This window comes from Herbaspirillum sp. GW821-FHT09A12, assembly GCF_059418325.1.
The window spans coordinates 126,027-139,768 of sequence record NZ_JBWKPR010000009.1; the positions used below are offsets into that span (position 1 = coordinate 126,027).

The following is a 13,742-nucleotide window of genomic DNA, read 5'->3' on the forward strand; positions in this document are numbered from 1 at the left end:
ATTTGTGAGATTCCATCCCGGAACTATCGTCATACTCCCTACTCATATCGCTCATCTTTATCGCGATCACCGCATCGCCTAGCCATACTGCATCGCATCTTTCATCACATGGGGGAGTCGTCATGCCGTACCAGCCAAAGCAGCCGGGCCGCACAATTCTGTACCGCGCCATTTCCCTCACCCTGTCCCGTTCCGCCTTCGGCCTGGCCGGCCTGACCGCAGGCAGCGCCTGGGCCGCCTGCGACAATACCGCCCCCGCCTCCGGCGCGACCGTCACCTGCATCGGCTCGGCGACCACCACTACCGCTGCCAGCGTCATTGCCGCTTCCGGCAGCAGCAATGTCAGCGTCAATGTCGCGAGCATGCTGCCGACCGAGACGCTGCGTTTCGGCAGGATGGGGATACAGATCGTCGGCGCCAGCAGCGTCGTCAACAACGGCACGATCATCACCGCGGCCGGTTCCGGCAGCGGACTGAAGGCCGTCATATCCGCGCTGTCCAACAATAATGTGATCACCAACAACGGCAGCATCCAGGCCACCGGCACCGGCATTTACGGCATCAGCATCGGCACGTCCGCCGCGGGCGGCGGCGGGGTCGGCAACAGCATCGTCAACGCCGGCACGATCACGACGCAAAACAGCAGCTCCGACGCCATCCACATCGTCGGCGGCAACAATGCCGTCGTCAACAGCGGCACCATCACCACCGCCGGCTCTTCATCGACCGGCGTGTACGCGCAAGGCAATGCCAACAGCCTGGTCAACAGCGGCACCATCCACGTACAGGGCAACGGTTCGGAAGGCGTCTTCATGAATACCGTGAGCACGACGTTCACCTCATCCATCGTGAACCAGGCCGGCGGCCAGATCATCAGCGACCAGGCCTATGCGATACGCGGGCTCAACGGCAGCGACACCGTCACCAATGCCGGCTATCTGGAAGGGCACGGCGGCGTCAACGGCGATACCGCGATCCAGTTCAGCAACGGCGGCAACAATTCGCTGATCCTGCAGACCGGCTCGGCCATCGTCGGCGCCGCCGACGGCGGCAAAGGCAACAGCAATATCTATCTGGAAGGTTCCGGCACGGTCGATAACGCGTTCCGCAATTTCAACACGCTGACCATGCGCGGCACGGCCTGGAACTGGACCACCGATGCCAGCTTCAACAACACGCTGATCCAGAGCGGCACGCTGACGCTCGACAGCGTGCTGACCAGCCCGGTATATATCGCCGACGCCGGAACGCTGACCACGCCGGGCGGCACCACCTTGGTCGCCGGCAGCGCCACGGGCGCCGTCGCCGGCACGGTCGTGGGCGTGCTCTCCGGCACCGGCACGGTGGCCGGCAACCTGTCCAACAACGGCACCGTGCATCCGGGCGCGGGCGACGGCACGGGAGCGCTGACCATCACCGGCAATTACACCAACCAGAGTTCCGGCACGCTGGCCACCGATATCACGCCGACCTCGGCCGGCAAACTGATCGTCAACGGCACGGTCAGCCTTCAAGGCGGGCAAGTCACCGCCAATTTCAAGCCCGGCAATTACGACAACTGGCAGCAGCAGGAAATCATCCAGACCACCGGCGTGTGCGCCGGCGGCTGCGTCAGCGGCAGCTTCAGCGTGTACTCGCCATCCGCATTCATCGATTCCACGGTGTTCAACGATGCCGGCAACAACAACGTCTTCATCGGCTACCAGCGCAACAACGTCAGCTTCGCCGAGGTGGCGACGACCGACAACACCAAGGCGCTGGCGGATTCGCTCGATGCCAACGCCAAGGCCGGCGGCATGGCCGCGACCCTCGACCAACTGGTCGTCATGTCGGCCGCGCAGGCGCAAGACTCGTTCAACAACCTGAGCGGCGGCGACGTGCATGCCACGCTGGCCGGCCTGAACCTGCGCCAGAGCGAGATGTTTGCGCGCGCGCTGAGCCAGCGCCTGGCCGGCCCGCCGCCGTATGCCGCGGCCAACGGCATGGAGCGCGACACCGCCTTGTGGGCGCGGCCGTATTACACCAGCGGCCAGCTCAGCAGCGCCAACGTCACCGGCGTGGATTACGACATCGACGGCCTGGCAGTCGGCATGGATCGCTGGATCAGCCGCGACTGGCTGCTCGGCGCGGGCATCGACGTCTCGCAGATGCGCGGCAATTTCTCGGCCCACAACGCGTATGCCAAAACCGACAGCTACCAGTTCGGCCTGTACAGCAGTTACCAGCGCGAGCATTTTTACGCGGATGCGATCCTCAGCGCCGGCTGGCAAAGGAATGCGGTGCGGCGCGACATCGATTTCGCCGGCGCCGATACGCAGGCCACCAGCAATTACACCGGCCGCCATGTCAACCTGTATCTGGAAACCGGATATCGCCTGCCCTTGTCGGACAGTCTGGCATGGCAACCGCTGGCGTCGCTGGGCTACATCCGGCAACGCGAACCGGGCTTCACCGAAAACGGCGCCGGCGAGATCGGGCTCAATGCCGACAGCGCCGTCACGCAAAGCCTGCGCTCGGGCCTGGGGGCCGCGCTGACGAAAGATTTCGCGCTGGCCCAAGGCAAGCTGACGCTGGCCGGCAAGGCGCGCTGGCTACATGAATTCAAAGACCGGACGCCGCAGTTCCAGGCCGTCTTTGTCGGCGATGCGACCGGCCAGCGCTTTGCCGTGCAAGGCGCACAAGGTTGGCGCGATGCGGCGCTGCTGGGCGCGAGCATCGCCTACGCCAGCAGCGCGCGGATGCATGTCTTCCTCAGCTACGACGCCACGGTGGCCAAGAACGACAGCGCGCACACGATCACCGCCGGCCTGCGCTACGCGTGGTAGCGGCGGATTTGCAGCCGAAGCGTACCCTCCCGGCGCGCGCCATGGCGGCCGGTGGCGCCGCCGGGCTGGCGGCTTGCTGGCGAAAAATCACTATTGATAGCGACTGCGCGTGCGGATGTGCTTCAGGCGCGCCCGCAGGTGGCGGCTGTGCAGCACGGCCGCCGCGATCAACCCGCCGCCGATGGCGGCCACGATCAGAAAGGCATTCATATATCCCCCACGGAAAGATCAGCTTGCAACAAACCAGGCTTGCAGACCCGGCATGCCTGCACATGCAAATCACATGCCATCCCTGCGCCTGTGCGCGGCATTATTCTTGTCCAGAGCCGCTGGCAAAGCGCCGCTGGCGACGCTTTGTCAGCGGCCCTTATAAAAAACATAATATGTTTCCAAAACAAAATGTCCAGATAAAAGCAAAAATTATTTGATCCGGCCATATAAAAGCACGATCGTAATATTTTTGACCTATAATCTGCGCATCCCTATAATGATGAGACGCCGTCATGCCCACTCCGCTTCCCGCCATCCTGCAACACCTGCGCCTGCCGGTGATCGCCTCGCCGATGTTCATCGCCAGCGGCCCGGCGCTGGTGGCCGCCCAGTGCAAGGCCGGCATCGTCGGTTCCTTTCCCGCGCTCAACGCGCGCCCGGCTGAACAGCTCGATGTCTGGCTGACGCAATTGCAGGCGGAACTGGCGGCCTACCAGGCGGCCAATCCGGATGCCATCATCGGCCCCATCGCCGTCAATCAGATCGTGCACCAATCGAACGACCGCCTGGCCCACGATGTGGAGGTCTGCGTCAGGCATCGCGTGCCCATCATCATTTCCAGCCTGCGCGCGCCGAGCAAGGAAATGCTGGATGCCATCCACGGCTACGGCGGCATCGTGCTGCACGATGTGATCTCGATCCGCCATGCGCAAAAGGCGCTGGAAGCCGGCGTCGACGGCCTGATCCTGGTCGCCGCCGGCGCCGGCGGCCATGCCGGCGTGCTGTCGCCATTTGCCCTGGTGGGCGAAATCCGCAAGTTCTTCAATGGCCCGCTGATCCTGTCGGGCGCCATCGCCACCGGCGACGCGATTCTCTCGGCGCAGGCCATGGGCGCCGATCTGGCCTACATCGGTTCGCGCTGGCTGGCGACCCGGGAAGCCAACGTCTCCGACCAATACCGACAGGCCATCCTCGAATCGACCGCCGCCGATGTGGTGTACACCAACCTGTTTACCGGCGTGCACGGCAATTACCTGAAGCAGTCCATCGTCAATGCCGGGCTCGACCCGGACAACCTGCCGGAAGCCGACAAGACCAAGATGAACTTCGGCTCCGGCGGCGACAGCAAGGCCAAGGCCTGGCGCGATATCTGGGGCGCCGGCCAGGGCGTGGGTCTGATGGATGACATCCCCTCGGTGGCCGAGATGACCGACCGCCTGGAAGCCGAATACCGGGCTGCCCGCGCGCGCCTGGCGCTGTAAAGCAGTCTAGTCCGGTTGCAAGCGACGGCCGCCTTCGCTGCGCGGCCCGCCTGATTCCTACACCCATTGTCCGAATTGTCCGTCGGACGAAGCCTCTACTTTCCGCGCAATTTGTAACGTCCGGCACTTCTTCCTGAGCAACCGGTCGTACCAGCTCGCTTCCTCGCGTTGCGCGCGGCGTCATTGCCGCCAGCCCCGCCACGGTAATCCGCAACGATGGAAGCAAGCCCAACATTTGACGCGAGGACAACATGACCAGCTTTCTCAGAACCAGAAAAGACCGTCATCCCAAACACGACAAGCCGCGCCTGCCGCAGGAGCACGACCAGAGCTTCGATCGCCAGGCGCCGGCAGACAGCGGCCACAAGGCCGAACGGCCGGAGATCCGCCATGCCTACAGCGATATCCGCGAAGGCCGGGTCGATACCGACCCGCGCGGCAGCGCCGGCCTGGATGAACCGGACAAGGCGGCCGGCGTGCCCCGCAAGAGGTAAGGCGGCGCCAGAACCGCCTCACGCTTGCAAAGCCGCCTGCGCGCTCCCGCGCCGGAAAAAAGAAAGGCAGCCGGATTTATCGCCGGCTGCCTTTCGCTTTTCTTCCCGCTCGCTGCGGCACCGCCAAGCCCGCCTCACAAACCCGATTGCGCGATCCAGTCCTGGATGAGGGCAAACAATTCACGCGGCTTTTCCATCGGCGTCATGTGGCCGCAATCGGCCACGATCTCAAAACGCGCCTGGGCGATCTGCCGCACCATCTCTTCCGATTCTTCCACCGTGCGCAACCGGTCCTGATCGCTGGCCACCACCAGCACCGGGCAGCGCAATTGCCGCAGCTGTTCGGCATTGCTGTCGCGCAGCGTCTGCAACTGGCGCAAAAACACCTCTTTGCCATTGGACAGCGCCATCGCCTGCAAACGGTCGAGCAGCGCGCGCTCGGCGCTGCGCGCGGGATGCAGCGACGAAGCCAGCGCCCGCGACGTCAGGCCCTTGAACGGCGTACGCTGGGCGATCTCCAGTTGCGCCTTGGTGGCGGCCGACTCCTGTTCGGTCTGCGGGCGCGACGAGGTATTGAGCAACGCCAGGCCAAGCACCCGCTGCGGCGCCTTGAGCGCGATCGCCTGGGCCACAAAGCCGCCCATCGAAAATCCGAACAGGACGAACTTCTCCGGCGCCTGGCGCAGCACCGCGTCAGCCATGGCCTGGATGCCGATATCCTGGCCCAGGTCGCCGAAGGTGAGCGTGCCCAGCGTGGCGAGCTCGTCCTGCATGTCGTCCCACAGGTGCCGGTTAAGCATGAAGCCTGGCAGCAGAACCAGGTTGCGCATGATGTTTCCCCTTATTGCATGAACGATGCGGCGCCGATGCCGGGCATCGGCAAAATCGCCATTTTATTGCTTTTCGATGCCCGGCCTGAACCGGCCCTTACTCCAGCCACTGCGCACGGCTGCTGCACACGGCAATCGCCAGGCACAGCGCGCCGATCAACGCCAGGGCCGCCGGCAAGCCCCAGCCATGCGCCAGGAAACCGACCGCCGGCGGGCCGATCAGGCTGCCGCTGTAGCTCAGCGTGGCCACCGCCGCCAGTGCCGTCGAACCATGCCGGCCGGCGGCGCTGAAGACGAACGGGAACACCGCCGCCACACCGGCGCCGGCGATGGCGAACCCGAGGATGGCGGGCGCCATGCTCTCGGCCATCACCGCGATGCCCATGCCGCATGCGGCGGCCAGCGTGCCCACGGCTACCACGCGGCGCGCGTGGTAGCGTTCCTTCAGGCGGTCGCCCACCATGCGCATGACCAGCATCATGCCGGCGAAGCCCGCATAGGCCAGCGGCGCGCCGCCGTCGCTGGCGTGGATGTGATCCTTCATGTAGATGCCGCTCCAGTCGGCGATCGAGCCTTCGACGATGGCGCCGCAAAAACCGATCACGCCCAGCACCACCAGATGGCCGTGCGGGATGGCAAAGATCTTGCGGTGCGGATCGTGCTCGGGACGGTCGTCCGGCAGCGCGTTGTAGGCCATGCACAGCGGCGCCAGGAACAGCGCCGACACCAGCAGGAAATGCCAGATCGGCGCGATGCCCATGCCCGCGACGCCGCTGGCGGCCAGCGCGCCGGTGAAGGTGCCCACGCAGAACCAGCCATGCAGCATGGACATGATGGGACGCCCGGCCTCCTTCTCGGCCTGCGCGCCCAGCGCATTGATGGCCACGTCGAAGCAACTGGACGCGGCGCCATACAGCGCACTGGCGGCCATCAGCGTCCACAGCCCGGGCGCCAGCGCCAGCAGCGGCAACGTCAGCAGCAGCGCCAGCCCCGCATACAGCGTGCTGTGGCGCGCGCCGTAATGGCCGGTCAGCCAGGCCGCCAGCGGGAACGAACCCACCGCGCCGATGCCGCCGCACAGCAGCACCAGCGACAGCGTGGCGGCGTCGAGCTGCAGGATGTCGCGGATGGACGGGATGCGCGCGGCCCAACTGGCGTACACCATGCCCAGCAACAGGAAGAACAGCAAAATGGCGATCTGGCGGCTGCGAATCGTCGGCAGGCCCGCGTGTGAAGTGGAAAGCTTGGTTGTCATTGATACATCGTGAAGGTAAACTGCCTCGGGATTGCAGCCGCTATTATCCGACATCCGGAGCAACCGCTTCCGGCCGGCGCGCTGCGATGTCGCAGGAATCGCATGCCAGACTCAGACTCAAACCCACGCCAGAACCCGATCTACCAGGAAATCATCGACGCGCTGGTCGCCATGCATCGGCTCACCGACGGCTATACGCCGAGCCACGAAGACCGCACCGCCACGCTATGCGTGAAGATCGCCGAACGCCTCGGCCTGCCGCGCGAGCGCATCGACATCCTGCATATGGCGGCGCAAGTGCACGACATCGGCAAGGCCAGGATACCGCTGGCGCTGCTGACCAAACCCGGCCGCATCACCGACGAGGAATACGCGCTGCTCAAGACGCATGTGCAGGCCGGCTACGACATCCTCAAGCAAATCAGCTTCCCCTTCAACCTGGCCGAGATTGTCTGGTGCCATCATGAATATCTCGACGGCAGCGGCTATCCGCGCGGCGTCACGGCGGAGTCCATTGCGCTGGAGTCGCGCATCCTGACGGTGTCCGACATCGTCGAATCGATCTCGGCCGACCGCCCTTACCGCAAATCGCTGGGCATGGCCGTGGCGCTCGACGAGATCCGCCGCCAGAGCGGAACCCGCCTCGACCCGCTGGTCGTTGCAGCCTGCCTCCAGGTAGTCGCAGAAATCGACGTCGAAAGCAGCCGCGCGGCCGCATAAGCAACTGCATCGGCAAAGCGGCGCCGGCCCCATTTGGGCTAAACTTGGCGCACATAAAATGAGGCCGCAGGCTTCGGAGACGCCAGCCCATGTCCGCCACCACCGCCCCCGCCCCGCACGACTTCATCCTGCGCCATCCCATCCTGACCGCGCTGGCCTTGTCGCTGGGCACCGCCATCGCCCTGGGCGTGGCGCGCTTTTCCTACGCGCTGCTGCTGGCGCCGATGCGCGCCGACCTCGGCTGGCCTTACCTGGTCGCCGGCGGCATGAATACCGGCAACGCGCTGGGCTACCTGCTGGGCGCGCTCATCACGCCATGGCTGATGCGGCGCTACATGGCGCATCGCGTGCTGATCGGCGGCGCCTTCGCTACCGCATTGCTGACCTTCGTCCCCGGTTTCGCCACCGACACCGCCGCGCAACTCGCGCTGCGTGTGGCCACCGGCATCACCAGCGCCTTCCTCTTCGTCGCCGGCGGCTTGCTGGTCAGCCGCCTGGCGGCATTGCACCCACAACGCGCGGGATTGCTGCTGGGGCTGTATTACGGCGGCACCGGCATCGGTATCGCCGTGGCCTCGCTGACGGTGCCGGTAGTCATGCAAGCGGCCGCCGCACACGGCGCGGCGCATCCCTGGCAATGGGCCTGGCTGCTGCTGGGCGCGCTGGCGCTGGTGGCCAGCGTATTCATGTCGCTGCCGGCGCGCCATATCCCGGCGCCCGCCGCGCAGGCGTCGGCAGGCGGCAGCTTCACGCCGCGCAGCCTGATCTTCGGCCTGGCTGGATATTTGTTTTTCGGGCTCGGCTATATCGGCTACATGACCTTCGTCATCGCGCTGCTCAAGGAACAAGGCATGGCGCCCCAGCGCATCACGCTGTTCTTCACGCTGCTGGGGGTCGCCACCTTCGCCTCGTCGCGCATCTGGGCGCGCATGCTGGACCGCTTCCGCGGCGGCCAGTCACTGGCCATCCTCAACGCGCTGCTATGCGTGGCCACGCTGATCCCGGCCCTCACCGGCCAAGCGGCGGCGGTGTTCGCCTCGGGCATCCTGTTCGGCGCCTGCTTCCTGTCGGCGGTGGCCTCCACCACCGCGATGGTGCGGCACAACCTGCCGCAGGCCGACTGGCCGGCCGGCATCAGCGCCTTCACCATCATCTTCGCCGCAGGGCAGATCGTCGGCCCCACCATCGTCGGCTGGATCGCCGATGGCGCGGGCGGATTGCAACGCGGGCTGATGTTCTCGGCGTTGACGCTGCTGGCGGGCGCGCTGATCGCATGGCGGCAGCGGCCGCTGGCAAAGTAAAACGGGATTAAACCAGGGCGTCTCAGGAAAGGTGGCGCTGCAAAGCAGCCACCAGCGTGCCGCAAGCCTCGTCGGTGCCGATGGTGATGCGCAGGAACTGGCTGATGCGCGCGCTGCCGAAGTGGCGCACGATGATGCCGTCGCCGCGCAGGGACGCCGCCAGTTGCGCCGCGTCGTGCCGCGGATGGCGCGCGAACACGAAGTTGGCGGCCGAGGGCAGCACCTCGAAACCGAGCTGCGCCAGCGAGGCGACCAGCTTCTCGCGGCTGGCGATGACCATGCCGCAAGTCTTCCTGAAATATTCCTCATCCTCGATGGCGGCAGTGGCGCCGGCGATCGCCGGGCGGTCCAGCGGATAGGAGTTGAAGCTGTTCTTCACCCGCTCCAGCGCATCGATCAGGTCGGCATGGCCGATGGCAAAACCGACCCGCATGCCGGCCAGCGAGCGCGACTTGGACAGCGTCTGCACCACCAGCAGGTTGGGATAACGCCGCACCAGCGGGATCGCGCTGTCGCCGCCGAAATCGATGTAGGCCTCATCCACCACCACCACGCGTTGCGGGTTGCCCCGCACGATGCGCTCGACCTCGGCCAGCGGCAACAGGCAGCCGGTGGGAGCGTTCGGATTGGGGAAGATGATGCCGCCGATGGCGTCGCCGTGGCCGAGATAGTCGTCGGCGCGCAGCGTGAAGTCGTCGGCCAGCGGCACCGCCCGGTATTCGACCTGGTACAGGCCGGAGTAGGTCGGATAGAAGCTGTAAGTGATGTCCGGGAACAGGATCGGCTTGCCATGCTGGAGCAGCGCATGGAAGGCATGCGCCAGCACTTCGTCGGAGCCGTTGCCGACAAACACTTCGCGCGCCGTGATGCCATCGGCGGCATGGCGACGGGCGATGGCCAGCTTGAGCGGCTCGGCATCGGGATTGGGATACAGGCGCAGGCTGTCGCCCACTTCGCGCGCGATCGCCTCGAGCGCGCGCGGCGACGGCCCGTAGGGGTTCTCGTTGGTATTGAGCTTGACCAGGTTGGCGATCCTGGGCTGCTCGCCCGGCGTATAAGGCGTCAGGCGACTGACGATGGGACTCCAGAACTTGCTCATGGGGAAATCGGCCCGCGAAGGGCAATCGGAAATGGAAGAAGAAACGCAGATGGTAGCAAACTTGGCGCTACCGACGGCAGCCGCCGCGGCAGGATTCTCAGAAATGGGGGCGGCAAAGCGCCGGCGCGCCGCGCTCAGCCCTTGGCGTTCTTGCGCACGGCGATGTGATAGATGCCCCAGGGGCACAGGCCGAAGCGCTCCGTCACCGGACGCGCGGCCATCTCGGGAAAACGGTCGGCCTCATACACCGCCCACAGCGGCCCCAGCCCGCCCAGCGGCATCGGCTTGCCGTCCAGATGGGTGGCGACGATGAAACGGTACTTCAAGGCATCCTCGCGCGGCACCATCACGGCATAGCCATCGATGGCGCGCAGGACGTAGCCTTCCGCATTCGGGTCGGCGCCGGCCGCACGCATCACCTCGGCCAGCAACGGGCCGCGCAGCGCATGGCGCTTGCCGTCGTATTCCAGCGTGGGGCGGATGTCGACCGCCGGCAGCGCCGCCAGCGCGGCGAAGTCGAAGGTGCGGGCCTTGTCGAATTCCAGCTTCTGCTTGTGCATCATCCGGTCCAGCGCCGGATCGATGGGGCCGCGGTTGGGCGCGGTAATCTCGCCGGTGACCGTCAGCAGCACCGGGCCGGCCGGCGTCCGCTTGCCGCCGGCCATGGCCGGTGCGGCGGCTGTGGCCGCCAGCGCCGACGCGGCGGTGCGCAGGAAATCCCGTTTCTTCATGTACATCCTTTCAATGGCGCGGCTCGGGGATCGGCTTATCCGATGCGGCGCCGACATGGTAGGACTTCCTGGCGTCGGGATTGGCGGCGGGCGTCTCCATTGCATCGGCCGATATTTTGGCGACGGCGGCCGGGTAGCCCTCATATGTCTTCAACGCCATCCAGCGCTGCTCCCGTCCCTCGTAGACCGTGAAGACGGGGGTGCGCGGATCGCCGTCGGCCTCGAACGCCACCGTCCCCGTCATTCCCTTGAAGACGATCTTGTGCAACGTCTCGATCAGCGTGCGCGGATTGAGGCTGTTGGACTGGCGCATCGCCGCCACCAGCACCTGCGCGGCGTCGTAGGCGAACGGCGTCGTGCCGTAGATATTGAGGCCGAAGCGCTGGTGATACTCTGCCTCGAAATGCCGCCAGCCCGGCATTTCCTGGGTCGGCATGCCGGACTCGATGGCCACCACGCCGTTGGCCGCCGAGCGCGCGGCGATCAGATAAGTGGCCCCGGCCACGCCGCTGGAAGCCAGCAAGAGCCGCATGCCGCCGCCTTCCTGGTGGATCAGCTGGGTCAACAATACCGACTGTGCGCTGTAGCCGCCGAAGAACAAAGCCTCGGCGCCGCGCCGCTTCATGTCGCGGATCACCTGCCGCAAGTCGCTGGTATAGCTGACGCGTTCGCGTCCGACCACCGTGATGCCCTCCTGGCGCGCATGCTCGATGACGCTGGCGGCCAGGCCGACGCCAAACATGGAGCCGTTATCCACCACCCCGAGACGGCGGATCCCCATGGTCCGCGCCGCATAATCGACCAGGTTGGCGGCCGCATGGTCGTCGCGCCCGACCATGCGGAAAAACCCGAGGTTGCCCTGCTCGCTCAAGGACGCCGCGCTCGCCGCCGGCGTCAGCATGGGCACGCCGGCATCGGAATAGATCTTGGCAACGGCTTGCGCGGTGGTGGAGTTGGAGGTGCCGATCACCGCCACCACCCTGGCCTGCAGCAATTGCCTGGCGACCGCCACGGCGGTCTCGGGATCGTTGCGGTCATCCTGGCGCAACAGGCGGAAAAAGACGCGCTGGTTGCCGATCCTGATTTGCTGGCGATTGATCTCGCCCAGCGCCATATCGGCGGCATTGGCCATGCTTTTGCCGAACGTCTCCGACACGCCGCTCAAGGCGCCGGAAAAACCGACCAGCACGATCCTCACCGGGCCATCGCCATCCGGCGCTGCCAGGCCCGGCAGCGGTAACAGGCAAACAAGCACAACCAATGCGATACGCCTGGCAGAACAATAAACGCGGGACATGTGCATCTCCAAAACCTGGCCGGCAGCGCGCGCCAGGCAGTTGGTGGGGCTGGCGGCCGACCTGAAAAGCAAGAAAGGTAGCTGCTGGGTAACGGCAAGAATACGCCCTGCGAAAATATTTTGGAAATATCGAAGTGGATCGAAATAATATTGCTTTCCGAAAACAAAAACGGAGCCGCAGCCCCGTTCTTGCCCTCTCCGCCCATGACATGGGCGGCAACACATCGCGGCAACGTCAATCGCGCGGAGGGCGCCCGCGCCAATAACCGGCCAGCAGCGAACCCGACAGGTTGTGCCAGACCGAGAACAATGCGCCCGGCAACGCCGCCACCGGCGTGAAATACAGCTTGCCCAGCGCCGCCGCCAGGCCGGAATTCTGCATCCCGACCTCGATGGCCAGCGTACGGCAGATCGCCTCGTCGAAACCCAGCAAACGGCCACCCCAATAACCGCCCAGCAGCCCCAGGCCGTTGTGCAGGATCACGCCCACCAGCACCACCAGCCCGACCGAAGCGATGCTGGCCTGGCTGCCCGCCACCACGGCGGCGATGATCAGCAGGATCGCCACCATCGACACCAGCGACAGGTAAGGTTCGATACGGCGGATGAAGCCGCCGGCGAAGATGTTGAGCACCAGGCCGACCACGATCGGCACCACCACGATCTGCACGATGGACATCAGCATCGCATGCGCGTCGAAGTGGATCGACGCATCCACATACAGCTCGGTGAGCATCGGCGTGGCGAACACCGACACCAGCGCCGACAGCGTAGAGATGGTGACCGACAGCGCGACATCGCCGCGCGAGAGATAGATCATCACATTGGAAGCGGTGCCGGAAGCGACGCTGCCCACCAGCACCATGCCGGCGGTGAGATCGGGCGGCATGCGCAACGCCTTGGCGATGACCCACGCCGCCAGCGGCATGACCAGGTAATGCAGCACGATGCCGGCGGCCACCGGCGCCGGGCGCCTGATGATGCGCTTGAAGTCATCGACCGTCAGCGTCACGCCCATGGTCAGCATGATCAGGGTCAACAACTGGGTGACATATTTGCCGAGCGGCGTAAAGGTCGGCGGAGTGAAATAAGCTGCCGCCGAAAGCAGCAGCGCCCACACTGGAAACAGGCGGGTAATGGTTGCGAGCATGATGAAATCCGGATGAGTAAGTACTGTCCCCATCTTTCGTGAAAGACATGGGAGGCGCGTTTAGTTTAGTTATAGGAAATAATGATCGCGGGTTGCGCGGACAACAGACAGGCAGGTTCGGCTCGCACCCGATGCGGCGGAGGCCTCTTCTCGTTATCACGCCTTATGGGCGCAAGGACGGGATTTTACCCGCGCGCGGAAAATCCTGCCGGCGCCGGCGATTGCTTGCCGAAGCGGCAATACACCGGATGCAAGCGCCTGGCGTCGACTCTCAAGAAACCTTGTCGCACTTGAACGTGATCAGCGCCTTGGGCGGCAAAAAACCCACCACGCCCTCGGAGCGCTCGCTGCCAACCACCCGCATGCGCCCGCCCAGGTTCTTGCAATAGGCATCGGCCTGCTGCAACCCCTGGATAGCCACGCCATCGTTACCGTGCCAGCGCGAACTGGCGGTGAGCATGTAGGTATCCTGGTCCAGCTGCGTCACTGGTCCGGACGAAGCGCACGCCTCCAGCAGCAGCGACGCCGCCGTCATGCACGCCATCCCATATCGCTGATTCATTGCCGC

13 protein-coding genes are annotated in these 13,742 nt (G+C 65.3%); 6 read left to right on the forward strand and 7 right to left on the reverse strand.

Translation table 11 applies throughout. The features are described 5' to 3' along the window. Window positions 1-122: 122 nt before the first annotated feature. The 4 genes from AC07N6_RS17920 to AC07N6_RS17935 all read left to right on the forward strand — a co-directional run bounded on the left by AC07N6_RS17920 (window position 123) and on the right by AC07N6_RS17935 (window position 4,791). A complete protein-coding gene (locus tag AC07N6_RS17920; protein ID WP_494781335.1) occupies window positions 123-2,825 on the forward strand; it encodes an autotransporter outer membrane beta-barrel domain-containing protein in 2,703 nt (900 codons plus the stop codon). Between the two features lie 233 nt (window positions 2,826-3,058). Then, window positions 3,059-3,253 carry a hypothetical protein gene (locus AC07N6_RS17925; protein ID WP_494781334.1) on the forward strand — a complete coding sequence of 65 codons (195 nt, stop codon included), beginning with the start codon at window positions 3,059-3,061 and terminating at the stop codon, window positions 3,251-3,253. Between the two features lie 75 nt (window positions 3,254-3,328). Then, window positions 3,329-4,297 (forward strand): NAD(P)H-dependent flavin oxidoreductase, encoded by a 969-nt coding sequence (locus AC07N6_RS17930; RefSeq protein ID WP_494781333.1) that lies wholly within the window; start codon window positions 3,329-3,331, stop codon window positions 4,295-4,297. A 251-nt stretch (window positions 4,298-4,548) separates the two neighbouring features. Next, a complete protein-coding gene (locus AC07N6_RS17935; protein ID WP_494781332.1) occupies window positions 4,549-4,791 on the forward strand; it encodes a hypothetical protein in 243 nt (80 codons plus the stop codon). Window positions 4,792-4,925: 134 nt separating this feature from the next. On the opposite strand, the gene AC07N6_RS17940 is transcribed toward AC07N6_RS17935, so the two are convergent. After that, window positions 4,926-5,621, reverse strand: coding sequence for an alpha/beta fold hydrolase (locus AC07N6_RS17940; protein ID WP_494781331.1), 696 nt, complete (start codon window positions 5,619-5,621; stop codon window positions 4,926-4,928). A gap of 97 nt (window positions 5,622-5,718) precedes the next feature. Further along, complete coding sequence (locus tag AC07N6_RS17945) at window positions 5,719-6,876, reverse strand: MFS transporter (RefSeq protein ID WP_494781330.1); 1,158 nt, start codon at window positions 6,874-6,876, stop codon at window positions 5,719-5,721. Between the two features lie 102 nt (window positions 6,877-6,978). Between AC07N6_RS17945 and AC07N6_RS17950 the strand changes: the two genes are divergently transcribed. Beyond that, the gene (locus AC07N6_RS17950) at window positions 6,979-7,596 is read left to right on the forward strand and encodes an HD-GYP domain-containing protein (protein ID WP_494781329.1); all 618 of its coding nucleotides are present in this window, start codon (window positions 6,979-6,981) and stop codon (window positions 7,594-7,596) included. 89 nt (window positions 7,597-7,685) lie between these two features. Continuing rightward, window positions 7,686-8,897, forward strand: a complete 1,212-nt coding sequence (locus AC07N6_RS17955) for a YbfB/YjiJ family MFS transporter (RefSeq protein WP_494781328.1) — start codon at window positions 7,686-7,688, stop codon at window positions 8,895-8,897. 22 nt (window positions 8,898-8,919) lie between these two features. On the opposite strand, the gene hisC is transcribed toward AC07N6_RS17955, so the two are convergent. From hisC to AC07N6_RS17980, 5 genes are all read right to left on the reverse strand, one after another. Next, the gene (gene hisC, locus AC07N6_RS17960; protein WP_494781327.1) at window positions 8,920-9,996 is read right to left on the reverse strand and encodes a histidinol-phosphate transaminase; all 1,077 of its coding nucleotides are present in this window, start codon (window positions 9,994-9,996) and stop codon (window positions 8,920-8,922) included. Window positions 9,997-10,130: 134 nt separating this feature from the next. Continuing rightward, window positions 10,131-10,727, reverse strand: a complete 597-nt coding sequence (locus tag AC07N6_RS17965) for a putative pterin-binding protein (RefSeq protein WP_494781326.1) — start codon at window positions 10,725-10,727, stop codon at window positions 10,131-10,133. A 10-nt stretch (window positions 10,728-10,737) separates the two neighbouring features. After that, window positions 10,738-12,024: a branched-chain amino acid ABC transporter substrate-binding protein gene (locus AC07N6_RS17970; protein ID WP_494781325.1), complete on the reverse strand. Its 1,287-nt coding sequence runs from the start codon at window positions 12,022-12,024 to the stop codon at window positions 10,738-10,740. A 235-nt stretch (window positions 12,025-12,259) separates the two neighbouring features. Beyond that, window positions 12,260-13,174 (reverse strand): ketopantoate/pantoate/pantothenate transporter PanS, encoded by a 915-nt coding sequence (panS, locus tag AC07N6_RS17975; protein ID WP_494781324.1) that lies wholly within the window; start codon window positions 13,172-13,174, stop codon window positions 12,260-12,262. 271 nt (window positions 13,175-13,445) lie between these two features. After that, window positions 13,446-13,736, reverse strand: coding sequence for a hypothetical protein (locus AC07N6_RS17980; RefSeq protein WP_494781323.1), 291 nt, complete (start codon window positions 13,734-13,736; stop codon window positions 13,446-13,448). Window positions 13,737-13,742: the final 6 nt, after the last annotated feature.

What these genes read in the sequence shown, in the direction of transcription:
- AC07N6_RS17920 (WP_494781335.1), top strand. Translation starts at nt 123, where the DNA reads ATGCCGTACCAGCCAAAGCAGCCGGGCCGCACAATTCTGTACCGCGCC.
- AC07N6_RS17940 (WP_494781331.1), bottom strand. Translation starts at nt 5,621, where the DNA reads ATGCGCAACCTGGTTCTGCTGCCAGGCTTCATGCTTAACCGGCACCTG.
- AC07N6_RS17955 (WP_494781328.1), top strand. Translation starts at nt 7,686, where the DNA reads ATGTCCGCCACCACCGCCCCCGCCCCGCACGACTTCATCCTGCGCCAT.
- hisC (WP_494781327.1), bottom strand. Translation starts at nt 9,996, where the DNA reads ATGAGCAAGTTCTGGAGTCCCATCGTCAGTCGCCTGACGCCTTATACG.
- AC07N6_RS17945 (WP_494781330.1), bottom strand. Translation starts at nt 6,876, where the DNA reads ATGACAACCAAGCTTTCCACTTCACACGCGGGCCTGCCGACGATTCGC.
- panS (WP_494781324.1), bottom strand. Translation starts at nt 13,174, where the DNA reads ATGCTCGCAACCATTACCCGCCTGTTTCCAGTGTGGGCGCTGCTGCTT.
- AC07N6_RS17930 (WP_494781333.1), top strand. Translation starts at nt 3,329, where the DNA reads ATGCCCACTCCGCTTCCCGCCATCCTGCAACACCTGCGCCTGCCGGTG.
- AC07N6_RS17950 (WP_494781329.1), top strand. Translation starts at nt 6,979, where the DNA reads ATGCCAGACTCAGACTCAAACCCACGCCAGAACCCGATCTACCAGGAA.
- AC07N6_RS17965 (WP_494781326.1), bottom strand. Translation starts at nt 10,727, where the DNA reads ATGAAGAAACGGGATTTCCTGCGCACCGCCGCGTCGGCGCTGGCGGCC.
- AC07N6_RS17970 (WP_494781325.1), bottom strand. Translation starts at nt 12,024, where the DNA reads ATGTCCCGCGTTTATTGTTCTGCCAGGCGTATCGCATTGGTTGTGCTT.
- AC07N6_RS17935 (WP_494781332.1), top strand. Translation starts at nt 4,549, where the DNA reads ATGACCAGCTTTCTCAGAACCAGAAAAGACCGTCATCCCAAACACGAC.
- AC07N6_RS17980 (WP_494781323.1), bottom strand. Translation starts at nt 13,736, where the DNA reads ATGAATCAGCGATATGGGATGGCGTGCATGACGGCGGCGTCGCTGCTG.